At 66.7% G+C, this 23063-nt stretch carries 25 protein-coding genes; 5 read left to right on the forward strand and 20 right to left on the reverse strand.

Annotated features, from left to right (window positions below):
- Positions 1-37 precede the first annotated feature (37 nt).
- The 7 genes from ABNX08_RS42690 to traJ are packed head-to-tail and all read right to left on the reverse strand — an operon-like array spanning position 38 to position 11966.
- On the reverse strand, positions 38-4384 hold the full coding sequence (locus tag ABNX08_RS42690; protein ID WP_011114055.1) for a zincin-like metallopeptidase domain-containing protein: 4347 nt from the start codon (positions 4382-4384) through the stop codon (positions 38-40).
- A 3-nt stretch (positions 4385-4387) separates the two neighbouring features.
- The gene (locus ABNX08_RS42695; RefSeq protein WP_006122510.1) at positions 4388-4777 is read right to left on the reverse strand and encodes a protein TraD; all 390 of its coding nucleotides are present in this window, start codon (positions 4775-4777) and stop codon (positions 4388-4390) included.
- A 21-nt stretch (positions 4778-4798) separates the two neighbouring features.
- A complete protein-coding gene (locus ABNX08_RS42700) occupies positions 4799-6862 on the reverse strand; it encodes a DNA topoisomerase III (protein WP_011114056.1) in 2064 nt (687 codons plus the stop codon).
- A gap of 11 nt (positions 6863-6873) precedes the next feature.
- Positions 6874-7410: a conjugative transfer signal peptidase TraF gene (traF, locus tag ABNX08_RS42705; RefSeq protein WP_006122512.1), complete on the reverse strand. Its 537-nt coding sequence runs from the start codon at positions 7408-7410 to the stop codon at positions 6874-6876.
- Positions 7407-9320, reverse strand: coding sequence for a type IV secretory system conjugative DNA transfer family protein (locus ABNX08_RS42710; RefSeq protein ID WP_000694765.1), 1914 nt, complete (start codon positions 9318-9320; stop codon positions 7407-7409). The genes traF and ABNX08_RS42710 overlap by 4 nt, the downstream gene beginning before the upstream one ends.
- On the reverse strand, positions 9317-11557 hold the full coding sequence (gene traI / locus ABNX08_RS42715) for a TraI/MobA(P) family conjugative relaxase (protein WP_011114057.1): 2241 nt from the start codon (positions 11555-11557) through the stop codon (positions 9317-9319). The genes ABNX08_RS42710 and traI overlap by 4 nt, the downstream gene beginning before the upstream one ends.
- Positions 11558-11591: 34 nt before the next feature.
- A complete protein-coding gene (gene traJ, locus ABNX08_RS42720) occupies positions 11592-11966 on the reverse strand; it encodes a conjugal transfer transcriptional regulator TraJ (protein ID WP_000426567.1) in 375 nt (124 codons plus the stop codon).
- 373 nt (positions 11967-12339) lie between these two features.
- Here traJ and ABNX08_RS42725 point away from each other — a divergent pair, with 373 nt between their 5' ends.
- Genes ABNX08_RS42725 through ABNX08_RS42735 form a run of 3 tightly spaced genes read left to right on the forward strand, consistent with a single transcriptional unit; the run spans position 12340 to position 13903 of the window.
- Positions 12340-12738, forward strand: coding sequence for a TraK family protein (locus ABNX08_RS42725; protein WP_001127128.1), 399 nt, complete (start codon positions 12340-12342; stop codon positions 12736-12738).
- Positions 12738-13463 (forward strand): ArsA-related P-loop ATPase, encoded by a 726-nt coding sequence (locus ABNX08_RS42730; RefSeq protein ID WP_011114058.1) that lies wholly within the window; start codon positions 12738-12740, stop codon positions 13461-13463. Before ABNX08_RS42725 ends, ABNX08_RS42730 begins: the two co-directional genes overlap by 1 nt.
- Positions 13463-13903, forward strand: a complete 441-nt coding sequence (locus tag ABNX08_RS42735; RefSeq protein WP_000718516.1) for a conjugal transfer protein TraM — start codon at positions 13463-13465, stop codon at positions 13901-13903. Before ABNX08_RS42730 ends, ABNX08_RS42735 begins: the two co-directional genes overlap by 1 nt.
- A gap of 202 nt (positions 13904-14105) precedes the next feature.
- Here the strand turns inward: ABNX08_RS42735 and kfrC are convergent, their stop codons facing one another.
- The 13 genes from kfrC to ABNX08_RS42800 all read right to left on the reverse strand — a co-directional run bounded on the left by kfrC (position 14106) and on the right by ABNX08_RS42800 (position 22183).
- Complete coding sequence (kfrC, locus tag ABNX08_RS42740) at positions 14106-14759, reverse strand: IncP plasmid survival protein KfrC (RefSeq protein ID WP_000826922.1); 654 nt, start codon at positions 14757-14759, stop codon at positions 14106-14108.
- A 28-nt stretch (positions 14760-14787) separates the two neighbouring features.
- The gene (gene kfrB, locus ABNX08_RS42745; RefSeq protein ID WP_000664557.1) at positions 14788-15135 is read right to left on the reverse strand and encodes an IncP plasmid survival protein KfrB; all 348 of its coding nucleotides are present in this window, start codon (positions 15133-15135) and stop codon (positions 14788-14790) included.
- Between the two features lie 170 nt (positions 15136-15305).
- Entirely contained in the window at positions 15306-16337 is a 1032-nt protein-coding gene (locus tag ABNX08_RS42750) for a DNA-binding protein (protein ID WP_011114059.1), read from the reverse strand.
- A 178-nt stretch (positions 16338-16515) separates the two neighbouring features.
- Entirely contained in the window at positions 16516-17565 is a 1050-nt protein-coding gene (locus ABNX08_RS42755) for a ParB/RepB/Spo0J family partition protein (RefSeq protein WP_011114060.1), read from the reverse strand.
- Positions 17562-18326, reverse strand: coding sequence for a ParA family protein (locus ABNX08_RS42760; RefSeq protein ID WP_011114061.1), 765 nt, complete (start codon positions 18324-18326; stop codon positions 17562-17564). The genes ABNX08_RS42755 and ABNX08_RS42760 overlap by 4 nt, the downstream gene beginning before the upstream one ends.
- Entirely contained in the window at positions 18323-18631 is a 309-nt protein-coding gene (locus ABNX08_RS42765) for a transcriptional regulator KorA (protein WP_011114062.1), read from the reverse strand. Before ABNX08_RS42765 ends, ABNX08_RS42760 begins: the two co-directional genes overlap by 4 nt.
- A 106-nt stretch (positions 18632-18737) precedes the next feature.
- Positions 18738-19067 (reverse strand): DUF2761 domain-containing protein, encoded by a 330-nt coding sequence (locus ABNX08_RS42770; RefSeq protein WP_011114064.1) that lies wholly within the window; start codon positions 19065-19067, stop codon positions 18738-18740.
- Position 19068: 1 nt separating this feature from the next.
- Positions 19069-19395 carry a KleE stable inheritance protein gene (kleE, locus tag ABNX08_RS42775; RefSeq protein WP_011114065.1) on the reverse strand — a complete coding sequence of 109 codons (327 nt, stop codon included), beginning with the start codon at positions 19393-19395 and terminating at the stop codon, positions 19069-19071.
- A 208-nt stretch (positions 19396-19603) separates the two neighbouring features.
- Positions 19604-19840, reverse strand: a complete 237-nt coding sequence (gene kleA / locus ABNX08_RS42780) for a stable inheritance protein KleA (RefSeq protein ID WP_011114066.1) — start codon at positions 19838-19840, stop codon at positions 19604-19606.
- A gap of 157 nt (positions 19841-19997) precedes the next feature.
- Positions 19998-20255: a transcriptional repressor KorC gene (gene korC, locus ABNX08_RS42785; RefSeq protein ID WP_011114067.1), complete on the reverse strand. Its 258-nt coding sequence runs from the start codon at positions 20253-20255 to the stop codon at positions 19998-20000.
- A 16-nt stretch (positions 20256-20271) separates the two neighbouring features.
- Positions 20272-21480: a hypothetical protein gene (locus tag ABNX08_RS42790; protein WP_011114068.1), complete on the reverse strand. Its 1209-nt coding sequence runs from the start codon at positions 21478-21480 to the stop codon at positions 20272-20274.
- Between the two features lie 11 nt (positions 21481-21491).
- On the reverse strand, positions 21492-21710 hold the full coding sequence (locus ABNX08_RS42795) for a hypothetical protein (protein ID WP_012478187.1): 219 nt from the start codon (positions 21708-21710) through the stop codon (positions 21492-21494).
- 44 nt (positions 21711-21754) lie between these two features.
- On the reverse strand, positions 21755-22183 hold the full coding sequence (locus tag ABNX08_RS42800) for an antirestriction protein (RefSeq protein ID WP_011114069.1): 429 nt from the start codon (positions 22181-22183) through the stop codon (positions 21755-21757).
- 172 nt (positions 22184-22355) lie between these two features.
- On the opposite strand from ABNX08_RS42800, the gene ABNX08_RS42805 reads away from it, so the two are divergent.
- Together ABNX08_RS42805 and ABNX08_RS42810 are read left to right on the forward strand one after the other, a co-directional pair.
- A complete protein-coding gene (locus ABNX08_RS42805) occupies positions 22356-22619 on the forward strand; it encodes a type II toxin-antitoxin system RelB/DinJ family antitoxin (RefSeq protein WP_011114070.1) in 264 nt (87 codons plus the stop codon).
- Positions 22606-22887 (forward strand): type II toxin-antitoxin system YafQ family toxin, encoded by a 282-nt coding sequence (locus ABNX08_RS42810; RefSeq protein ID WP_011114071.1) that lies wholly within the window; start codon positions 22606-22608, stop codon positions 22885-22887. The genes ABNX08_RS42805 and ABNX08_RS42810 overlap by 14 nt, the downstream gene beginning before the upstream one ends.
- The last annotated feature ends 176 nt before the right edge of the window (positions 22888-23063 follow it).

A 23063-nucleotide genomic window follows, 5' to 3' on the forward strand; every position in this document is an offset into this window, starting at 1 on the left:
GATGTGCAGCTCGGCCACTTTAGCCGGATTTTTCGACTTATCCGATGCGAGCGGCCCGCCGTGGGCGCTGCTCGATCTGCTGTTGCTTTTTCTCGACGTGCTTCTGCTCCTGGTGCTGCTGCTCGTCGCGCTGCACCTGGCTGATGGCCGCGCCGATCTGCCGCTTCACGCCCTCGATGCCCAGCTCGCTCTTGTGCGCCAAGTCGTTGAAGTCGGTGTGCTGCTTCATCGTGGACAGCGCCGCGATCTGCGCGCCGCTCAACATCGACGCCTTGAGCTTGGCCGCCTCGTCGCCGGCCAGCTCGACCTTGCCGGCGGCGGCGTCGGCAAGGCGCTGCTCGGCGCGCAGGTGGGTCTTGAAGCTGTCGGGCGTGATGGCGGGCAAGTCGCGCGGGTAGGTGTTCTCGGCCGGCGCGAAGATCGGGAAGATCGCCTTGCCGCCCACGGCCTGGGCGGCCGCCTCGGCCTTCTCCCGGCCGGGGTTGTTGCCGTGGGTCATGACCAGGTGCCGGTCGTCGTCGCCGGCGATGATGATCGGCTTGTCCGGGAACTTGGCGTGCAGCGCCTTCGCCACGGCCTCAAGGTTGCCGCTGTCGAAGGCGGCGACCGTGGCGTGGCCCACGGCCTCGGCCACCTGGGCCGCCGTGGCGTAGCCCTCCGAGATCACCAGCGCCGGCGCGGCCGCCAGGGCGTCCATGCCGCCGACCGGGTGGAAGCATCCTTCCTTCTTCGAGTCCTTGGCGAACCGCTTAGTGCCGTCCTCCTGGATGTATTGCATCGTCCATTGCTTGCCCTCTGCGTCGAAGGCCGGGATGTAGGTCTTCTGGCCTTCGCGGTCGGTCATCACGCCGGCCTGCGCCTGGATGCCTTTGGCTTGCAGGTAGGGCGTCGGCTGCTCGATGGGCACGAGGTCGGCCATCTGCCGACCGACGCGCTGCGCGGTGGCCTCCTGGGCCTTGTCCTGCTCGACGGCTCGCTGTGCCAGCTTCTCGGCCGCCTCGGCCTGGAGCTTGGCCTTCTCCTGGTCGCTCAAGGCGTAGCCCTTGCTCTTCCAGGTAATGTCCGTGCCGGTCTTGTTGTTGATGATCCGCCCGGCCGGGTGCCCGTCCAGGTGGCCCACGTAGAAGCCATCGAGCGCGCCCTTCTTGCCGCCCTCGACCGGCACGCGGTGCCGCTTGCCATCCATGATCGGGTGATCGCCCTGGGCGTTGCTGCCGGTGAACAGGCCGGCGCTGCGCATGGCCTCGGCGAACTCTTCCCTTGGCGTCATCGCTGGCCCTTGCTGGGCCTGCACGTTCTCGGGCTTCCAGCGTTCGAGCTTCGCCGCGTCGGCGCGCGGGCCGACATACCAGGACTTCGCGGCCTTGTCCCAAAGCGCGCCGGCGGCCTTGGCCGCGTTGCGCTGCTCGTAGGGCACGGCCAGGTACTGGCGGGCCTGCTGGGCCTGCTGCGCGGGCTTCTGCGCCTCGCCCTGGGCTTCGGGTGCCGGCTGGGCCGAACGCGGCTCTACGGCCGCTGTAGCGGCTCCCTGCGCCCATTTGGCGAAGGGAGCGGCATCGGTGCCCGGCGGCACGTACCAGGACTGTTGCTGCCGATCCCAACGCGCCCCGAGGCTCTTGGCCTCGTCCTTCTCCTTGTACGGCACGTTGATGTACTGCCGTTCGGGCTTCTCGGCCTGCGGCTGCGCCTGCTGCCGCTCGCGTTCCTGGCGCTCCAGCTCGGCCGCGCGGCGCTGCGCGTCGCTGTCGTTGAGCATGGCCGACGCCTCGGCGGTCTTGCGTGCCTCTTTAGCGGCTGAAATGTCCTCTTCGGTCGCGTTGGGGTCGCGCCGTACACGCTCTTCCTGCACGCGGGCCAGCTTGGCGGCGCGCTCGTGCTGGTTGTCGGTGCCCAGCGCATCGACCAGGTGCAGGCGCTCGGTCAGAGCCTCGGCCTGGCCCTCGGTGCGGGTGCCGGCGACGAAGGCAAAGGCGTCCTCGCCGAACTGCGCATCGGCCTTGCGCGCGTAGACCTGGAACGCCTGCGGCTCGATGCCGGCCTGGGCGGCATCGACGGTCTGGCCGTCCTGCTCGGCCACGCCGACGATGCGCAGCTCTCCGCTCCAGTCGGGCGGCAGCTCAACGCCAAGGTGTTGACGGGTCGCGTCGGCGAACGCCTGGCCGTCGATCTCGCCGGCGGCGAGCTGCCGGCGCGCGGCGGCGGCCTGCTCGATGCCCTGCACCGCGTCGGCAGGATGGGCGGCCAGCAGGGCGGCCGCCTGGTCGTTGGTCGGTGGGGTCATGTTCGCCTCCTGGTCTGCGACGGCCGCTTGCTGCTGGGTCAGCGCCGGCAGGGCCATCAACTGGTCGGGCGCGTAGTTGTTCAGCTCGTCCAGGCTGCGAACCTGGTGGGGTTCACCGTCCTGGTCGTGGAACGCAAAGATGCGCTGGCCGTCGCTCCACCTGGCTTCGGCGTCGATGCTCGACACGATCTGTTCGCCGTGCTGCTGGAGCTGCTGCGCGAGGTGGAGCTGTTCGGCCATGTTGGCGAACTCTTGCGCCAAGCCCTTGCGCTCCAGGTAGGCGTTGTCGGTGTCGGTGTGGCTCGGGTCGATGCCGAACACCGGCGACAGCCGGTCATGCGCGACCGCGTAGAACTGCTCGGGATCGGTGCCGGTGATGCTGCCCACGGTTTCGAGGCCACGGCTGCGCAAGGCGTCTTCCAGGGTGTCGCCCTGGAATGCCTGGTAGTGGCTGAAAGACACGTCCGGGTTGTCCAGGACTTCGGCAATGTCCACGGCCAGGGCCTGGGCCACGGCTTCGTCCTGGGCCTGGCTCTGCTGCTGGTCTTGCTCCTGAACCTGCTTCTGCTCGAAGGCCAGCACGTAGTCGTGAATCTTCTCGGCATCGGCGGCCGCGCGGAACACCTCCAGCGGCTCGTCTTGCAGCGCCTTGATCCACGAACCCACATAGGCGGCGTGCTGGCCCGGATCGTGGCCGATGCCCAGCTCGTCGCCGACGATCATGGAAGCGATTTCGGCGCGCAGCTCTTCCTTGGCGTACCCCTCGCTCCCGAACGGGTGCGCCAGGTCGCGGTCAAGGCGCGAAGCGTGGCCCGTCCAGTGGCCCAGCTCGTGCAGCGCGGTCGCGTAGTAGCGGTCGGAGCTGGGGAACTGGCCGCGCTCCGGCAGGGTGATGCTGTCGGTCGAAGGGCGGTAGAACGCCCGATCACCGGCGGCGTGGGTGATCGTCGCGCCCGAGGCTTTCAGGATGTGCTCGGCGCGCTCGACGGCGTTCCAAGTCTGTTCCTTCTTCGGCTGGAGCGGCGGCAGGCCGTCGATCTGCTCGCCGTTGAACACGGTCGCAAAGAACACGCGCGGCCGCTCCAGCATGACGGTTTCCTTGACCGGCTGGCCCTTCGCATCGAGGACGGGCCGGCCGCTGTCGTCCAGCTTGTCTTGCTCTTCGCTGAACTTCCAGTATTGAACCGGCGTGCCTTTCTCGCCCTTGCGAACCTGCGCGCCCACGGCGGCGGCCTGCTTGTAGGTCATCCAGCGCGCATCGCTGCGGCCCTGGGCCATCAGGTGGATGGCGTTGATCCCTTTGTACCGCTTGCCGGTGGTCGGGTTCATCGGCAGGTAGGCGTTGGGTTCGCCCGGCTCCCACGGCTTTTGCCACGGTGCGGTGCCGGCCTTGAGCTGCTCGATCAGCTTTTCGGCCACGACTTCGTGAAACGGCTTCTTCGGCTCCATGTTCTCGTCCCTTCGGAATAGCTCGTTGAACTGAGGGAAGTTCTGCTGTGTCCGGGAACGGTCGCGCAGGCCCTGGGCGACCATGCACACGATGTTGTGCAGGTCGTCGGCCTGCATGGGCCGCACGCGGGCGATGCAGGTTTCCGTGAATGACTGTTGGCCGCGCTGCTGCACCTGGTCGGCGACCTGGTGCTGGCTCGGCTCGATGCCCTCGCAGTGCAGGGCAAACACTTCCTCGGCGCGCACGTCCAGGGACTGGCCGGCATAGCGCCGGTTCACGTCATCCCATAGCGGCTTGAGGGTGGGTTCGTTGCGGGCGGCCGCCAGGCCGTCCAGCAAGGCGCGCTTCTCGCCCGGCGCGAAGGTGTTGGCCCCGTAGTGGCCTAGCACCTCGTGCCGCAGCGTCATCAGTAGGTCGCCGGCGCTCTCGACGTTCTGCAAGGGCACGTCCACGCGGCCACGGTAGGCGCGGCCGGCGTGCAGCGTCTCCTTGGGCACGTAGCCGCCCTTCATGTCGGCCGGCACCTCGGCCGCTCGCGGCCCGTACAGCTCGGCCGCGTCCTCGCGGAACTTGTAGGCCAGCTCCAGCGCGCCGGGGTAGTCGCGGACGAAAGCCCGCGTCACCCCTTGCGCCTCGGCTTTCGTGATCGGCATGGGTCAGCCCTCCGACGCCTTGCGCGCGGCGGCCTGGGCAACCGTCTCGCCGGGCCGCAGGTCGTACAGCTCGCGGGCGTTCGTGGTGGTGATGAACGGCGGGATGTCGGCGCTCGGGCCTTCGTCGTCCAGGAATGCCGGCTCCAGCGCGCCATCGACTTCCACCAGGTCGTCGCCGCTCGCGGCGGCGTCCTGCTCGGACAGCGCGTCCTCCACGAACGCGCCCACGCGCTCGGCTTCGTCGGGGTCGAACTCGACCTGGAAGCCGGGCGTCAGCGCGTCGGCCATCTTCTCGCGCACGGCCTCGCGGCCGGCGGCGTCGTCGTCAACCGGCGGCAGGACGGCCAGCGGCTCGTCGTGGGCGGCGGTGTTGGTGGTGGTTTGCTCGTTCATGGTCGATCTCCTTCGCTGTGGTCATTCGGATGCCGGGCCGTTGCGGCCCTTGCTGTAGTCGGGCCGACCCTTGAGGTCGGGGTAGGTCTGCTTGCATGTGGGGAAGTTGCTGCAACCCCACCAGAATTGCCCCTTCTTCTTGCTCGGCCGGCGCGACAAGCCGCTGCCGCAGGCCATGCACTTGTGAAGGGATGACACCGGCGCGGCTTCCTTGCCGCCGGCGATGGTCACGGCTCCGCTGTTGGCCTTCGCCACCTGGTCGCGGATGAACGTCTCTTGCTTCGTGATGAAGGCGTCCAGGGCGGCCGTGCCCTGCTCGACGCCTTTCAGCATCCGCTCGTAGAGCGCGGTCAGCACCGGGCTTTTCACAACCTCGGGCAGCGCGTCGATGACGCTGCGGCCGAGGGTCGTGCTGATGATCTGCTTGCCTTTGACGGCCAGGAACTCGCGCCGCTTCAACTCGGAAATGATCGACGCACGGGTGGCCGACGTGCCGATGCCGTCGCCCTCGCGCAGCATCTTCTTGTGCTCGGCATCGCTGACGAACTTGTGGATGTTCTCCATCGCGCGGATCAGCGTGCCCTCGGTAAAGCGCGCTGGCGGCTTCGTCTTGGCGTCCTTGCGGGTGGCGTCCGTGCAGGTCACGGCGTCGCCCTGGGCCATCGACGGCAGGGCCTGCGTGCCGCTGTCGTCGTCCTCGTCCTTCTCGCCTTCCTCGTCGGCCTGGCTGTACACGTCACGCCAGCCGTTGCGCGTGACTACCTTGCCGCTCGCGGCGAAGTTCTCGCCCGCGATCTCGACGCCCACGGTGGTCTGCATGTACTCGTGCAGCGGGTAGAACTGCGCCAGGTAGGCGCGCACGATCAGGTCGTAGATGTTGCGCTCGCGCTCGCTGAGGGCGGCCTTGCTGCCCTTCTGCATGGTCGGCACGATGCCGTGGTGCGCGGTGATCTTCGAGTCGTCCCACGTCTTGGACTTGATACGCGGATCGGCACCATCGACCAGGCCGGCCAGTTCGGGGTTGACGTGCTTGATCGCCTCCAGCACGCGCGGCGCGTCGGCGTGCTGCGACTCCGGCAGGTAGGCGCAGTCGGTGCGCGGGTACGAGGTCAGCTTGTGCGTCTCGTAGAGCGCCTGGCAGGTGTTCAGCACGTCCTCGGCGCTGTAGCCGAACTTGGCCGAGGCCAGTGCCGTAATGTCGGACAGGGCGAAGGCCAGCGGCTGGTTCTGCTTCTTGGCCTCCTGTTTGTACGCGGCGATGGTGCCCGGCTGGCCCTTGACGGCGGCCACCAGGGCGTCGGCGACGGCGGTATCGACAAGGCGGCCTTCGCTGTCCAGACCGGCTTGATCCTCCTTCGCCTTCCATGCGGCGGCGAAGCTGCCGCCGGCGTGCTGCACCACCGCCCGGATGGTGTGGTACGGCACGGCCTTGAATGCCTCGATCTCGCGGTCGCGGGCGACCACGAGGGCCAGCGTCGGCGTCTGCACGCGGCCCACGGTCAGCAGGGCGCGCGAGCCGCCGCGCTGCGCGCGCAGCGTGTACGCGCGGCTGAGGTTCATGCCGATCAGCCAGTCGGCGCGCTGCCGCCCGCGTGCAGCGTCGGCCCAGCCTGCATAGGTGGTGTTCTCCTTCAACGCGGCCAGGCCGCGCTTGACGGAAACGGAGTCCTGCGCGCTCACCCAAAAGCGGCGCACCGGCTTGCTGTTGCGGAAGTGCTCCAGCACTTCGTCAACCAGCAACTGGCCTTCGCGGTCGGGGTCGCCGGCGTTGACGATCTCCTTGGCCTCCTTGAGCAGCTTGCCGATCACGGCGAGCTGCTTCTTCGCGTCGTCCTTGGGCTTGAGAATCCAGCTCTCGGGGATGATGGGCAGCTCATCGACGCGCCAGACCTTCTTGCCGGACTGGCCGCGCGGCACGTCATCGGGCGTGTACTCGTCGGGGTCGGCCTGTTCGAGCATGTGCCCGAAGCACCAGGTCACTTTGTCGGTGCCGCACTCGATGAAGCCGTCGCCCTTGCCGGTCGCGCCCAGCTCGCCGGCGATGGCCTTGGCGACGGACGGCTTTTCTGCGATGAAAAGGCGCATGGTGTGTCTCCCTACCAGGTGATGACCGGACGGATCACGGTCTTGATTTGCGAACGATTGATCGGGCCGAAGTAGCGGCCGTCGAAGGATGTGGCGCTCACGTCCGACATAAGCAGCACCTCGGAATTGCCGAGCGTGTAGCTGTTGGACTGATAGCGCGGCAGCGGCCGACCGGCCTTGTCGGCCTTGATCGGCGCGCTGAGGGGCAGCAGCTCGCCGTTGACGCGCACGCCGTCATCGGCGACGGCGACGGCATCGTCTTTAGCGGCTAAAACGCGCTTCATCATGTAGCCGTAGCCGCCCTGGCAGAAGCCGGCCCCGATGTAGCCCCTCTCCTTGGCGTCATCGAACACGCCGAGCTGCGGCGGGCAGAAGAGGACGTAGGCCCCCTTCTCCACCGGCGCGCTGCTCGTCCAGTACAGGCCGACCGGAATGCTCTTGGTGGTGTTCACGCGGGCACCGGCGGCATAGCCGCCGGCGGCCAGCAGCAGGGCGGCCACGCCCGCGATGACGACGCCTGCCGCGATGCGTTTCAGGATGCGGCTCATATCGTGATGCCCTCCCCTTCCGTCTCGGCCTGTGCGACGGCGCGCAGGCGGTCGCTGACCTTGGGCGCAGGGATCGCGGCGCGTGCCGAGAACACTGGGTCTTTGAAGTACAGGGGTTGCTTGCCGTAGATCGCCGGGTAGCCCGCGACGTAGATCACCATGTCGCCGGCTTCTTCGATCTCGCCCTGGGCGTTCTTCTTTGGCCCCGGCATGCGCAGGCATTCGTCGGGCGTCAGCAAGGGCCGCTGCACTTCCTGGTAAGTGCGCGACACCTGGCCCAGCATCGCCGCCGTGCGGCGGCCGCTGGTCGTGATCTGCTCCTTCACCACGGTGGTCTGCCCGGTGAGGCGGGACAGGTGTTCGGCCGTCTCGACGCGGTTGGGCGGGTAGGCGTTCTGCACGTGGCAGTTCGACGTGATGCTTTCGTCGTGGCCGTAGCCCGTCTCGCGGCTCTTGAGCTGGTTAATGTCCTGGCAGATGAGGTAGCACTTGATGCCGTAGCCGGCCACGAAGGCCAGCGACTCTTGCATGATCTCCAGCTTCCCGAGGCTCGGGAACTCGTCCAGCATCATCAAGAGCCGGTGCTTGTAGTGCGCCACCGGCCGGCCGCCCTCGAAGTCCATCTTGTCGGCCAGCAGGCGCACGATCATGTTCACCATGACGCGCACCAGCGGCCGCAGGCGGGCCTTATCGTTGGGCTGGGTGACAATGTAGAGGCTTACCGGGTCGTCCTCGTGCATCAACTGCTTGATGCGGAAGTCCGACCGGCTGACGTTGCGGGCCACCACGGGGTCGCGGTACAGGGCCAGGTACGACTTGGCCGTGGACAGCACCGATCCGGCTTCTTCCTCGGGCCGATCCATCATGTCGCGGGCCGCCGAGCCGATGGCGTGATGGTTCTGGCCGTCTACGTGCCCGTAGGTCGCCATTTCCATCCAAAGCTCGCCAATGTCCCGGTTCGGGTCGGCCAGCATCGCATCGACGGACGGCAGCGTGGCGGTGCCGCCATCGTCCTTGGCCTTGTACAGCGCGTGCAGGATCACGCCGACCAGGAGCGCGAAGGCGGTCTTCTGCCAGTGCGAGTCCAGGCCCTTGCCGTCCGGGTCAACGATCAGCGTGGCAAGGTTCTGCACGTCACCCACCTCGTATTCGGTGCCGAGGCGGATTTCGTCCAGCGGATTCCAGCAGACGCCGCCCGAGGTGCTGGCCGGCTCGAAGCGCAGCACCTTGTTCTTGGCGTGCTTCTGCCGCCAGCCGGCGGTCAAGGCCCACAACTCGCCCTTCAAGTCGGTGATGACGCTGCTCGCGCCCCACGACAGCAGCGTGGGCACCACCAGGCCGACGCCCTTGCCCGAGCGCGTGGGCGCGTAGGTCAGCACGTGCTCGGGGCCGCTGTGCCGCAGGTAGAAGAAATTGCCGTCCTTGTCCTGCCAGCCGCCCACGTACACGCCGGTAGCCGTGGGTGCGGCCTTGCCGGTGACGATCTCCAGGACGTTGCGCTCGCGTGGCAGCAGGCCGGCCGCCTGAATGTCCTTCTTCTCGGCCCAGCGGGCCGAGCCGTGCAGGTACTCGTTCGCCTTCGAGCTGTTGGACGTGACGACCTTCGCCACGGCCACGCCCAGCAGGCCCACGGTCGAAACCAGCATCCCCATGCTGCCGGCCTTCATGATCTCGTCCGGGTACTGGCTGTACCACTTGTACGTCCAGTGCAGGATCGACCAGGGCGCGTACACGTGGCCCACGTTGGGGCCGAGGGTCGCGTGATAGGCGAACGTGTGGGCGAAGAACTGCGTCGCGGCCTGGAGGCCGCCGACCATCGAGGCCGCGCCCAGCACCGGCAGCAGCTTGCTCGGCTTCGGTTTGGCGGTTCGGACTTGCGGCCCTACCGCGTTGTTCATCTTGATCTTCATCTACTCCTTCCTTTCGACGTTTTGATGGAGCCTTTCGCGGTGATCGAGACGGCATCGCCGACCGCGATGCGCGTCAAGCGCCGGGCCGTGGCCTGGTCGATGGGCATAACCATGACCTCATCACCTCGTTTCAAGAGGGCCAGCGCCTGGCCCTCGATAGTCCTGGTGCCCTGGAACGTGAGCGCACCATCACCGGCAGTATATCGGGAATGCTTCGGTATATCGAAACCTTTTAGGCGCTTTGCCTCGCGTTCGGCGATGTACTTGTCGGCGGCGGCGACGCCCGGCGGCGTCTGGCCTACTCCTGTTCCTGGCCGAGAAATTCCCCGTCGCAGTGCGTGATCTGGTTGGGTTCCTTGCTGCTCCACGTGACGAGGAACATCACGCGGCAATAGCACTTCACTTCCGCCGGCGATGCGAACCACACCGAGTTCGGACAGTGCTCGCAAACGGTGCTGGCTTTGGGGCGGCGGTTTTCTTCCAAGGCGTCCAACGTCGGGCTTCCGGTGGACGGTGGCGGCGTGAAGGCCGGCGTCGGCGCGGTCGCCTCGGCCGGCGGCTGGCCGGCCGTCGCCTGCTCGGGCGACGGCTGCGGCTCCGGTAGCGTGCTGGTCGGCAGCGGGCCGCTGTCCAGGGCCGCCAGCGCCGCGTCCAGTTCGTCCTCGATGCTCTGGTCTTTCGGTTCGCTCATGGGTGTTCTCCTTGTTCAAAAGCGCCTGCCGCCGGCTCTCAAGAGCCGGATCGGTGAAGGTGATGGGTAGCTGGGAATCGACGGCGGCGCGGATCATCTGCGCCTTGAACTCCACCGTGCCGTTGACGGTGATGCGGTTGCCGTAGCGTTGCATCGCCAGGCGCAGGGCTTCTTGCAGCCCTTCGCGCGTGGCCTCGCGGGAGACTTGCAGGCGGTCACCGTCATCGCGCACGGCGCTCATGCCGGCGCGGAAGATGATCGTCCCCTTCTTCGTGATGTTGTCCACCGCCGGCGCGTGGCCGGGCTTCGCCTGGCCCTCGCCCCGGATGGTGTTGCCCTTGAGGCCCTGGGCCGCCTCGCGGGCGCGCAGGGCGGCCAGGGCGTCGGCGCCGCCGTGCTGCGCCTCCTTCTTGAGCCAGTCGGCCCACGTGCGCCGGCTGTGCTCGGCGTAGAGGGCCGTGCGCTCCTGCTGGAACTGCTTGTTGATCGCCTGGAGTTCGCTGCGCAGGGCCTTGCTCGCCTGGGCGTACAGCAGCTTCTTGTTCGCGCGGCCCTCGCCGACCACCTTAATCGTGGCGCGGCGCAGGCGGTTCGACCTCTTGGCCGCCTCGATCAGCCGATCCTTGCGATGCCGGGCGCGCTCCAGGGCCTGGGCGCGCGCCGTGGTCAAGCTCTGCTGCTCGGCCTTGTACTTCGCGTACAGCTCCACGGTGTTGACGCGAAGGCGGATGGGGTCTTTGCGGTACTGCCGCTTCGCGGTGGTTTGCGCCTGCCGTTCGGGCGAAGCCTCGAACGGGCCAAGCCGCGCCTCCAGGCTCGGCTTGGAAAGGTCGCGGGCTACTGTGCTCGCCTTCACCATCGTTCCGTCGCCGGCCTCGAACACGAGGCCATTGGCGCGGACGCGCAGCTCCATTCCGTTGTCCCGCATGACCTGGTGCAGTTCCTGCCAGGACTGCGCGCCCTTGATCTCGTCCAGGCACTCGCGCTTGATCCAGCCGACCAGGCTTTCAACGCCGGCATGCCGCTCCATGTCGGCGGCCCGGCCCTCCGCGCCGCGCTTGCGCGGCTCGTGGTTGTCGCGCTCCAGGCCGTAGTCGCGCTCCAGGGCCGTGCAGAGTTCCGCCAGCGCCCGGTGCGGGTAGTACGGCTCGTGCATCGTGTGCCGCGTCGGGTGAATCTTGTTGATGGCGATGTGGATGTGCAGGTTGTCGGTGTCGTTGTGGACGGCACTGATTCGCTGATGCTCGCCATAACCCAGCCCGACGCAGATGCGTTCCTCAATCGCGCGCAAGGTGTCGGCGCTGGGCTGCTCGCCGGCCCGGAAGCTGACGATCAGGTGGTAGGTCTTGTCGCCCTTCGCGCGGGTGTTCGTGTGCTGGGTCGCCAGCACCTCCGTGATGGCGTCCTGGATGGAACCGGCTTCGCAGTTCGTCGCCTGCACGTGGCCCAGCCGGTGGTCTTTGCTTTGGGCGTCGGTGATGTAGTTCGCCAGGCCCGCGAAGTCGCTCTTGCCAAGCGAGCGCATCGGCACGTGCTTGGCGATCATGGCCGCCCCTCCGGCTTTTTAGCCGCTAAAGAAGTCAAGGCTCGGCCCTCGGCTGAACCACGGCCTTCATGATCCGGCTCATTTCGTCCTGGGTGGCCTCGATCCGGCCCAGCAGGGCCAGGATGGTCGCCTCGCCGAACTGGAGCGTTCGCACGTCATCGGTCAGCCAGAGCTTGAGCAGGCCGCCAAGGCGGCCAAGGTCGCCGTTGACGCGCACCAGCTCGCGCACGTGCTGGTAGTCCATGACGCCCTTGATCTGGTAGCCCTGGCCCACGTCGCGCAGATAGCGCGCCACGCTGACGCCCGCCCTCTTGGCGTTCGCCTCGATCTCGTCTTTCTCTTCGGGGAACACCGGCACCCGCAGGTGCTGCCGCCGCCGGCGGCCGTGTTCCTTTTCGTCGTTCTCCATGCCTCGCCTCGTCTCTCATGCCGGCGGTAGCCGGCTGCCTCGCAGAGCAGGATGACCCGTTGAGCGCCCCCGGCGCGAATAAGGGACAGTGAAGATAGATAACCGGCTCGCCGGTTAGCTAACTTCACACATCCTGCCCGCCTTACGGCGTTAATAACACCAAGGAAAGTCTACACCAGCCATTACGATTTATCCGCAACTATCGCGCTATCAGGCCGCAAAAGCAGCAACGGATATAGCGAAAACCGCCACAATGGCCCATAATGCCGCTATCGAAGCGTGCCAATGCACGCCGATAGCGGACTTTTTGCGTTTCCGTAGCGCCGCTTAGTAGCGTTACATTTGCGATGAGAGGATTAGATGGACGAACACGATGCCAAAGACCTACCCCGAAGAGCTGGCTGAATGGGTGAAGGGACGGGAAGCCAAGAAGCCGCGCCAGGACAAGCACGTGGTCGCGTTCCTGGCCGTCAAGAGCGACGTTCAAGCGGCGCTCGATGCGGGCTATGCGATGAAAACGATCTGGGAGCACATGAAGGAAACCGGCCGGCTGCGCTGTCGGTACGAAACCTTCACCCAGCACGTGAAGCGGTACATCAAGGCCGCGCCGGTAGCTTCCCCGCCGCCTCCCGCCACTCCCCCGGACAGCCAGCCCAAGGGCGCGAAGCCCGAGCCGAAGGCCGCCCCGCCGGCCTCGGAATCCAAGAGTGAGCCGCCCAAGATCGGCGGCTTCACGTTTGATGCGACTCCAAAGAAAGAGGATTTACTGTAATGGCGAAAATTCACATGGTTCTGCAAGGCAAGGGCGGCGTCGGCAAGTCGATGATCGCGGCCACCATCGCGCAGTACAAAGCCGGCAAGGGACAGAAGCCGCTTTGCATCGACACCGATCCGGTGAACGCGACGTTCGAGGGCTACAAAGCCCTCAACGTGCGCCGGCTCAACATCATGGACGGCGACGAGATCAACACCCGGAATTTCGACGCCCTGGTCGAGATGATCGCGTCGGCCGAGGGCGACGTCATCATCGACAACGGGGCCAGCTCGTTCGTGCCGCTGTCGCACTACCTCATCAGCAACCAGGTGCCGGCGCTGCTCCAGGACATGGGCCACGAACTCGTGGTGCATACGGTCGTCACCGGCGGCCAGGCCCTGGTGGACACGGTGAGCGGCTTCGCCCAGCTCGCCAGCCAGTTCCCGGCCGAATGCCTGTTCGTGGTCTGGCTGAACCCGTATTGGGGGCCAATCGAGCACGAGGGCAAGGGGTTCGAGCAGTTGAAGGCGTACACGACCAACAAGGGCCGTGTGTCCGCCATCATCCAGATTCCGGCGCTGAAAGAGGAAACCTACGGCCGCGACTTCGCCGAAATGCTCCAGGATCGGCGCACCTTCGATGAGGCCCTGGCCGATTCGGCGCTCACGATCATGACGCGGCAGCGGCTCAAGATCGTGAAAACCCAGCTCTTCGCCCAGCTCGAAAACGCGGCGGTGCTCTGATGGCGGCCGACGACAAGATCGAGGAGCTGATACGGGAGATCGCGGCCAAGCACGGCATCGCCGTGGGCCGCGACGATCCGATCTTGATCCTCCAGACCATCAACATGAAGCTGATGCAGGACAGCGCATCGGCCCAGCAGGAAATCTTGGACGCCTTCAAGTCGGAACTGGAGTCCATCGCCCACCGATGGGGTGATGACGCCAAGGGAAAGGCGGAAAGGACGCTCAACGCGGCGTTGGCGGCCAGCAAGGACGCCATGACGCGGGGAATGCAGGAGGGCGCGAAGGCGGCCGCCGAGGCCGTGCGGCGTGAGGTTGAGGCGGTGACGGCGCAGCTCGTCGCGCCGATCCGCGAGGCGCGGCGCGTCGCCATGATGAACATGGTCGCGGCCGGCATGGCGGTCGTGGCCGCCGGCCTGGCCCTGTGGGCCTCGCTGTAGATGGCGATGCGGGATCTCATCGTCAGAACTGGCGATGGTCGACCGCGCCGGCGGCATCGCCAGGTTCGGCGATGCTGGCCAGCTCCCGGCATCGTCGCTTGTGACGATGCTGCAGGATGATTCCACCAGGCCCTCGGCGGGCCTCCCTCGCCAGAAATGGCGATGCTCGAGAAAAAAGCCCGGCGACCGCCGGGCTTCGTTTTTATGCGGGCCTGGCTGACAGGCCCAAGGACTGCGATCTCCCTGGCCGCTCCTGGGCCTGGGATTGCTTGCGCTCCTGCTCCTGCTTGCGCATCAGCAGCTCATGCCGGCGGGCGGCCTCGCGCATGGCATCCCAATCGGAAGCCAGCTCGGGGTTCTCGGCGCGCATCTTGCGCGTCGCCAGCTCTTCGATCTTCGGCGAGTGCAGGCCCATGCCTTCCTTGATCTCGCGGACGGCCTCCAGGCGCGCGTGAAGCGTCTGCAAGCGGGCCTGCTGCTGCGCCTGCTGGTTCTGCCAGGCTCGCTTAGAGCCGGGCAAGGAAAGCCGGCCAGGCGCGGACGCCTGGGTCTGCTGCAAACGGGCCTGCTGCCGGTCGATCAGGTTTTCTAGCCTGTCCTCGATGTGCTCCACCTGGTCGTGCTTGGCCTGCACGTAGAGCGCCAGGGTTTCGGGGTAGGACTGCTCGACCGGGGCCGCCTCTAGGGTGGCCTGCTGCTCGATCTCGGCCGCCTGGGCGGCCTCCAGCAAGTCGGCTCCGGTGTCCTCGCGCGAAGCGCCGAAGGCGGCACCGCCGAGGGTGGCCGGCGCGCTGACGCGGGCCGGCTTGGTGGCGCGGCTCTCGGTGCCGCTGCCGGGGATGGTGAGTCGTTTCAAGGGCGTGCCTCCTTTTTAGCCGCTAAAGCTACATGGAGCGCCCCCGCGTCAGTTTCGGGGCCTCTGCGGCGACTGCCGCCTTGCCCTGGGCGTTGTAGCTGATGCTCTTTGCGCTCCCAATTTCAGGTACTTTATCGAAATCTGACCGAGCGTGCATGACAAAGTTCTTGCCGATCTGCTGGTACACGTTGGTGGCGTCGGCATGAACGATCACGCCGGCGTGGGTCTGCTTCTTGTCGGCCGCTTGGGCCGTGTACAGGTTGTAGATGCCGGGCTTCAACGCGCCCGCCTTGTCTACTTTCTGATTCGTCCAAGCGCCGTCCTTTTCGGCCTGAACGATGCGTTGACCGTTCATGACCAAGAGGCGTTCTTTCATCGGGCACTCCTATGGTTGCCGTAGTTCTCAAAAGGGTGATGGTGGCCCCATGCAAGCCGCGCTCCAACAAAAAAGCCTACCTCGGCAAAGCGAGGCCGGCTCTTCCCAGCGGCCGGGTTGTGCGTTTTGTCAGGGTTCCAGGGTAATTTTAAGGAAAACCAACCGATTTATCAGGTCTTTTTGCGTCCGCCGCTGGTCGGATCGGCCGCCCGGCCTTGCGCCATGACGGTTTCCAGGGCCTCCAGCCGGCCGCGAAGCCCGGCCGCTTCCTCGCGGGCCTGGGCAGCGTCGCGCTTCGCCTGGTCGCGCTCGCCCTGGGCGGCGGTCAGCCGCTCGGCCTGGCGGTGTGCCTCGGCCGCCATCGCCTTGCGCTGCTCCTGGTGGGCCTGCTCGGCCGCCTCGGCCTTGGCCTGCACCTTCACCAGCTCCGCGCGCACCTGGTCGCGCTCGGCGGCGGCCGCCTCGGTGGCCTTCCGCTGCTCGGCCTGAGCGGCGCGCGCCTGGTCGGTCGCCTGGTTCGCCCGCTCCAGGTCGGCACGCAGCTCGCCGGCGCGGCGCTCGATCTCGGCGGTACGGCTGTTCGCGGCCGCGAGGTCGGCCCGCAGGGCCTCCACCTGGTCGGCGCTGGCCGTGGCCCTCTCCTGGGCCTTGTCGCGCTCTGCGCGCGCCTGGCGGGCTTCCTGATGGGCGTGATCCAGCTCCGTGCGCAGCTCGCCGGCCCTGGCCTCGGCCGTGGCCGCGCGCTCGCTGGTCGCCGCGAGCTTGCCGCGCAGCTCGTCGGCCTCGCCCTTGGCGGCCGCCTCGACGGCCTCCAGGGCCGCGATGCGGGCCTTGGCCTCGTCCAGCTCGCCGGTGAGCTGGTCGGCCAGCTCTGCGGCTTCCTGGCGCGCTGCTTCCGTCTCCTGGCGCACGGCCTCCAGCGCCTCGCGCTCGGCGGCCAGGCGGTTGTTCGCCATTTCCAGCGCCACGGCCCACAAGTCGCCGCCCAGCTCGGCCAGCTTGTCAGTGATCGCCTGCGGTGCCGGCTCGCGGATCGGGGCGGCCTGGCTGGCCTTGCGTGCGCGCCACTCGTTCATCGCCTCGCTGATGGTGGTGAAGCTGCCGCTGCCGAGCTGCTTGCGCACGTTCGCCAGCGTGGGGTTCTGGCCGGCCGCGTCCAGTTCGTCGGCCACCGCAAATATCTGCTCCTTCGAGATCGCCATGTCGGGCCTCCTTTGGCCGGTTGTATGTTGTAGCGTGAAGCATACTACAACATACAACACTACGCAAGCGGTTTAGCTGAACTTTTTTTAGCGGCTAAAACGCGGGCAAAAAAAGCCCCGCTCGATGGCGGGGCGATGGGTGGGGGTCGGTGGTCGGCGATGCCCGGCGCTGGGCGTGTCAGCCCTCCAGCAGCGCGACAAGCTGCACGGTGCCAAGGTCGGCCTCGAACTCCTGGCCGTCATCCTCGTATTTGAGCCAGGCCCAGCCCTCGGCCGGGGGCCGGCGGTTGAGGATCAGCCGTGCCGGCCGGTCGTCGTGCTTGACCTGGATGATGGCCTTCTTGAGCTTGTCGGGGTCGGCCTCCTTCGGCTCCTTCTTCCCCTTGGCGTCATCATCCTGCGGCCCCTGCTCGCCGTCGCCGGCCTCGGCGTCGGTCTTGCCGGTCAGCGCATCGACGGTGTTGGGATCACGGTCGCCGTCCTCGTGACTGCGCTTGTCCTCCAGGAACTCGCGCAGCAGCTTCACCGAGCCGCGCGTCAGCTCCTGGCTGTCGTCGGCCAGCCAGGCGGCCACCTCGTCGGGGTTCTTCTTGTAGGCCGTCACCAGCTCGTTGATGACAGTCACGTCCTTGCCCCGGCCGCTATTGAACGCCTCGGCAATGGGTTCGGGCAAGTCCAGCAGCGTGACGTGCTGCGTGACGAAGGCCGGCGACTTGCCGATCTCCTTGGCGATCTCGCCCTTCTTCTTGCCCTTCGCCAGCTCGCGGCCGATGAAGTCGGCGATCTCACGCGCCGTCAGCTCGTTGCGTTGCAGGTTCTCGATAACCTGGTCGGCCTCGTTGTAGTCGTTGTCGATGAAGGCCGGGATCGTGGTCTTGTGCGCCCACTTCGAGCCGCGATAGCGCCGCGCGCCGTGGTTGATGAGGTAGCGCCCCGGTGCGTCCGGGTTCTCGCGCACGCTGATGGGCGACTTCACGCCGCGCGCTTTGATCGTCTCGCCGATCTCCGCGATGCTCTCCGGCGAGAAGCCGGGGTTGTCGGCCGTGCGCGGCTGGTGCGGGTCTTCGTCGATCAGGTCAAGCGGCAGCTCCTGCGGGCCTGCGCCGCCGGCGTTGGCCGCCGGCTGCTCGTTCAGCAGGCCGGCCAGGTCGCCCAGCCCGTCCAGGCCCAGCCCGGACGATTGCGGCTTGTCCTGCTCCTTCTTCTTGGCGTTGGTCTTGGCGCTCATTGCGCGATCTCCATCTTCGTGAACACGTAATCCGCCAGCGCACGCACCTCCTGGGTGGCCTTCCGCGCGGCGGTCTTCTTGATCTTCCACACCGGCATCTGCTCGCCCAGCGCCTCGGCGATGCTGTCACGCGCGCCGATGCTGAACGGCAAGATGAGCTGCGGGTATGCCTGCTGCAACGTCGCCAGGTTGTTGACGTGGCGCGGCTTCCGCGCGTCCACCTTGTTCGGCACCATGCCGAGGAAGCGCAGCTTGGGGTTCTGCTTGCGCAGGTTGCTGATGACCGCGACCATCTTCTTCATGCCCTGCAAGCTGTACGCCTCCATTTCGATGGGCGACAGCATGTAGTCGGCCGTCAGCACGGCCGCCGTCATGGCGACGCCAAGGGAGGGGGCCGTGTCGATCAGGCACACGTCGAAGAACTCGCCCAGCGCGGCCACACTGGCCCGCAGCGCGGCGGCCGCCTGGGAAAGCTCCATCTTGTCCAGGTTCGCCAGGTTGGCGTCTGCCGCGATCAGCGCCAGGCCGTCATCCTCCCGGTCAGCGAACCAGGCGCGCAGCTCGTCGCCGCCGGCGGTGAACATGCGACTGGCGGGATAGCCCGAGTCGTGGCCGGCCAGCGTCCAGCTCGCATTGCCCTGGGTGTCCAGGTCGATCACTGCAACCCGAAGGCCGCGCTCCTGGAAGTCGAACGCCAGGTGGCAGGTTGCGAACGTCTTGCCTTGACCGCCTTTCTGAATTGCCGTGACCAGTGTTTTCATGAGTTGGGTTCCTGTTTCCTCTTTCCCTTGGCGTCGGCTTCCCAACGCTTGACGATGAACGCTTGATGCTCCGGCAGTACCGCCGTCACCCGCTCGAAGCCCTGCGGGAGCACTTCCCCCGCCACTGCCCACACGCGGCTGACCGCTTGCGATACCGCCCCCTTGGTCAGCCCCAGCGAGGCCACAAACTCGGCCTGGGGCCTTCCATCGACCAGCACGCCGCGCGCTATGTCGATGGTCTGTTGCCCGATCTCCAGGCCCTTGATCGCCGCCTGGAATTGGGCTTCGGTTAGCCGTTTCTTCATGGAGAACACCCATATAAACTCCACACCCGGTTGTTGAACAAAAGGCGGTGCCAGCCGCCGACCATGTGCAGAAGTTTAGCTAAACTCGCCGCCCGCGTCAAGCGTTTTAGCGGCTAAAAATGGGCGCGTGATCTTCTTTCTTGGCGTTCAACCTGGCCGCGTCAGCGGCACTCATGAAGAACGTCATCAGCGGGCCGACCGTGCGGCTCGAACCGTTGGCAAAGCACACGTCGAACTGACCGCCGGCGGTGTGCGGATCGACGCCTTCCACCAGTCGCCAGGGGTCAAGGCCCCATTCCTCGGATTGCGCGCTGTACCAATAGGCCGGCGCATCGCCGTTCAAGTCGCTGGCCGCGTACTCGCGCACCAGGACGGCCACCCGGCCGGTGTTCGGCTCCACGAATCCCGGCGGGTAGGGTAGGGTCTGTTTTTTCATGTCAAAGCCCCTTCGGCTTGTAGATCGAAACGAAGTAGGTGATCGCGGTCAGCACCGCGAAGTACGCCAGGAACGACCAACCGGCATACACGCCAGGCGTGTTCCAGTGGTAGAGCATCCGCACGAACTGGAAGAAGGTGGCAATCGACAGCACCCACTTGAGGATCGGCCAGACCAGCACGGTCGCCACCCATACGAACTTGACCAGGCCGGCCAGCAGGCCAGCACCGGGGGCCTTGTTGGGGGCAGCAGACGCGGCGGCAGGCTCCACCGGCGCGGGCGCGGCGGGCTGCTCGATCTCCTTGGGGAACTTGATGATGTTGGACATAGCTTGACCCTCCACGCGCTTACGTGTTGAATGCTGGGTGCTCCCACTCGGAAGCATGGTTACGGTGTGCCAGCACCAGGCCAAGCGCCCCGGATCACTCCGGGGCGTTCCTCCACCTGGGGCCGCCCTTGATCTTGCCTCGGCTCACGCAATACTCCTTCTTGGCGTCCTCGATAGGCCCGGCCGTTGCCGACCGGGCCATGTGCTCTTACCAGCCGGCCCGGCGCTTGGCCTGCTCGACGGCTTCCATCGACCAATGGCCCTTGGCCTGCCCCTCCAGGGAGCATCCGGCGAAGTACGCCTTGCCGCGCAGTTCCTCGGCTTTGCACACCAGCTCGGCCGCCTCGGCCATCATGGCCGCGATCTCGTCACGGCGGGCCGGGAAGTCGGTCGCTGCCGCGCCCTCCAGCTCGTCAATCCAGGGCATAATCTTGTTGTCGCTCATCGGACTTTCTCCGGTAGTTGACCTGGGCAATGTGCCCGGCCTTCAAGTGCTATATTAGGGCAAAATGCCCTAACCTGTCAAGCACTTTAGCTAAACTTTTTTCGCTTTACCGGAATCCGAAGGCTAAACTTTAGCCGCTAAAACCTTTCCCTTGGCGTCAATCCTCTTTCCAGATCACGCCCAGCCCGGCCTGGTCGCACAGGATCGCCCATGCCGCATAGGGAATCGGGGTGTCCTCGCCGATCCAGCGGCGGATCGTGCGGTCGCCCTTCGCGCCCAGCCCCAGCGCCTTCGCGGCCTTGCTGCCGCTGAACCCGGCCAGGCGCAGCACCTCTCGGACTTCCTCGCCGGTCGGTTGCGCCCAGCGTTCGGCCGGCTTCAAGCACTCCAGCCGGATATTGGCGTCGTTCGTCATTCGTTCGTTCTCCTGGTCAAGTGATAAGCCGCAACTGGTCGAAGCCGTAGATCGACTGGATGCAGCTCGGGTCTGAATCGACCACGCGCCGGCCTGCGCGATTGGTCTTGTACGTTACCGGCCTGTCGTCGTGCGCCCACACCTGGCGGGTGTCGGGATGCACCTTCACGATGATGATGCGCTTGCCGATGTAGCGGTCGAAAACCGGGTGATGGACGCTCACGATCTCGCACCGCTGGCCGGGCTTGAACTCCACCAGGTCGGCCGGGCCTCCATCGCCATTCCTGGCGATGCTGCAGGTTGCCGCGCTCGCTCGCGGCATCGTTGTTTCCGGCGATACAGGCCCGCCCTCGCCCGGCTCGGCATCGTCGGCTTTGACGATGCTGCAGGTCATCGTCGTTTCTGGCGATGCGGGATCTCGCTCCGGGCCTGCGCCGGTGATTTTTCCCTTGGCGTCCAACCCGGCGGCCCTGGCCGCCTTGATCCTGGTCGCGGCCTCGGCCGCCCAGCGCCTGGCGATGAAGGCCCGATGCGAGGGCAGCACCACATCGACCAGGACGAACCCCGGCGGCACCAGGACGGTCGCCGGTGCGCGCCGCGCCGGCGGCTCCAAGCCGGCCAGCCAAGCGGGCAGGGGAGCATCGGCCAGGCGGTCGCGGTAGCTGGCCTCGACCATCACCGGGCGCTTCTTCTCGGCTCGCTGCGCAGCCAGGATGCCGCGCGCAACCTCGTCCACCGTCATGCAGCCCTGCGCCGTGTCGAAGTGCGAGCGGTAGCCCGTTTCGGAGATAAACGGCCTGTCCAGGTCGATGACGTGGAACTGGAAGTGGGCACCCAGCGGCCCGCCGTAGCCGGCCTCGTACTCCACCAGGGCGCGCATGTCGCCATCCGCGACCAGGAACTGGCCGCGCTGGCCCCACAAGGGCACGTCGCCAGGCACCGCCGCGCAATGGCGCTCGATGACCTGGCCGGGCGCGTCGTGGTCGGCCATGCTGCCCACGTGCGTTCCGCCGTTCATCTTCCAGATGACGGCCTCGTATCGGTCGCTGGCCGCCTCGGCGGCCGCACCGTCACCGCGCATGATCGCCGCGTCGATCTCCACCACGGCCGCCACGGCGGCGGCCAGCAGCTCGTCGCGGTCGGTGGGCAGCTCGGCCAGCAGCTCGGCCGCCGGCGCGTTCCAGTCCTGGCCCGGCTGGGCCGGCGTCTTGCGTTTCTTCGCCATCGGCCGGCCCCTCAAGTGTCAGCACGCCGCCACGCGATCACGTCGCGGGCTTCGTAGCCGTGGCGCTTGCAGTCGTCGCAGAATCCCGAGCTGAACCCCTTGTGGTTCGTGCCGATCCATGCGGCCGGCTTGCCGCATTCGTGGCCGTAGGTGCCCGGCTCGGCGTTGTGGCACTTGCCGTCCGTCGCGTAGCTGTTCGTCGGTGCCTGGGGAGCGTTGTTCCTGGTCATGGTCGCCTCCTGGAAGCCCCGGCCGAAGCCGGGGCCGCCCCTCATCAGTCAATAGCCCGGTAGATCGCGGCCGCCTCGGCGTGGCTGGCTGCGAAGCCGCGCAGGAAGTGATAGCGGTCGATCAGGGCATCGCCGGCGTCCGTGTCGGCGGCCTCGGCCGCGAGCTGACCCAGCGCGAACAGGGTTGCGACAATGCCGGCGGCGTCGGCCGACAACTCGCCTCGGAAGCCGTTGCCGTCCACCTCGATCTCCAGGCGGTCGGCCAGGTCGGGGGCCATGTAAAAACCGCCGTCCGACAAGGTGTAGTAGTGCCAATACGCGCCGCTGTAGCGTTCGCAGAGCCGGCGAAGCCAGGCATACACCAGGGCCTCGCCGCGCATCATCAGACGCGGGCCGAAGTAGGCGGGCAGGAAGTCGAGGCGCTGGGCCTCGGCGACCAGGGAAGCGGTAACGGGTTGCTCTTGGGTGTTCATCGGACTTTCTCCGGTAGTTGACCTGGGCGAAATGCCCGGCCTTCAAGTGCTATATTAGGGCAAAATGTCCTAATCGTCAAGCACTTTAGCTAAACGTTTTAGCCGCTAAACCTTGCCCTTTCCCTTGGCGTGCATTACAATGTAATTCACGAACCCAACCGGAGAACCAATCATGGCTGCAAACCAGCTCGTACAAACGCGCATCGACGGCGCGATCAAGGAAGAAGCGGCGGCCGTCCTGGCCGCGATGGGCCTTACCGTGTCCGACGCGGTGCGGCTGCTGCTCACGAAGGTGGCCCAGGACAAGGCGCTGCCCTTCGAGCCGCTGATTCCGAACGCCACCACCATCGAGGCGATGAAGGAAGCCCGCAAGGGCAAGCTGCCGCGCTTCGCCACCGTCAACGATCTGATGGCCGATCTGCATGCGGCAGATTGAGCGCACCGGCCAGTTCAAGCGCGACTACAAGCGCGAGGCGAAAGGGCAGCACCGGGCCACGCTCGACGCCGACCTGGTGCCCGTCCTGGTCGCGCTCGCCGACGACCAGCCGCTGGAACCTCGGCACCGCGACCACGCGCTGACCGGGGACTGGAAGGATCACCGGGATTGCCACGTCAAGCCCGACCTGGTGCTGATCTACCAGAAGCCCGACGCCGACACGCTGCGCCTGGTGCGCCTCGGCTCTCACTCCGAACTCGGCTTGTGATCGGCGCGGGCCTGGCCCCGCGTCTCACGTTTCATTGACACTTGAGGGGCGCTTTCCGCGCCACCGGCCGAGCTGGCCGACCCCCTTCCTTGGCGTAAAACCTGCGGCGGTGGAGCTGCTGCGATGCTTGAGGATCGCGCGGCCGGTCGAACCGCGGCGACCTGGTTGGGGAGTGT

It is taken from the genome of Cupriavidus sp. DF5525 (genome assembly GCF_040149425.2).
Classification (GTDB): Bacteria; Pseudomonadota; Gammaproteobacteria; order Burkholderiales; family Burkholderiaceae; genus Cupriavidus; species Cupriavidus pickettii_A.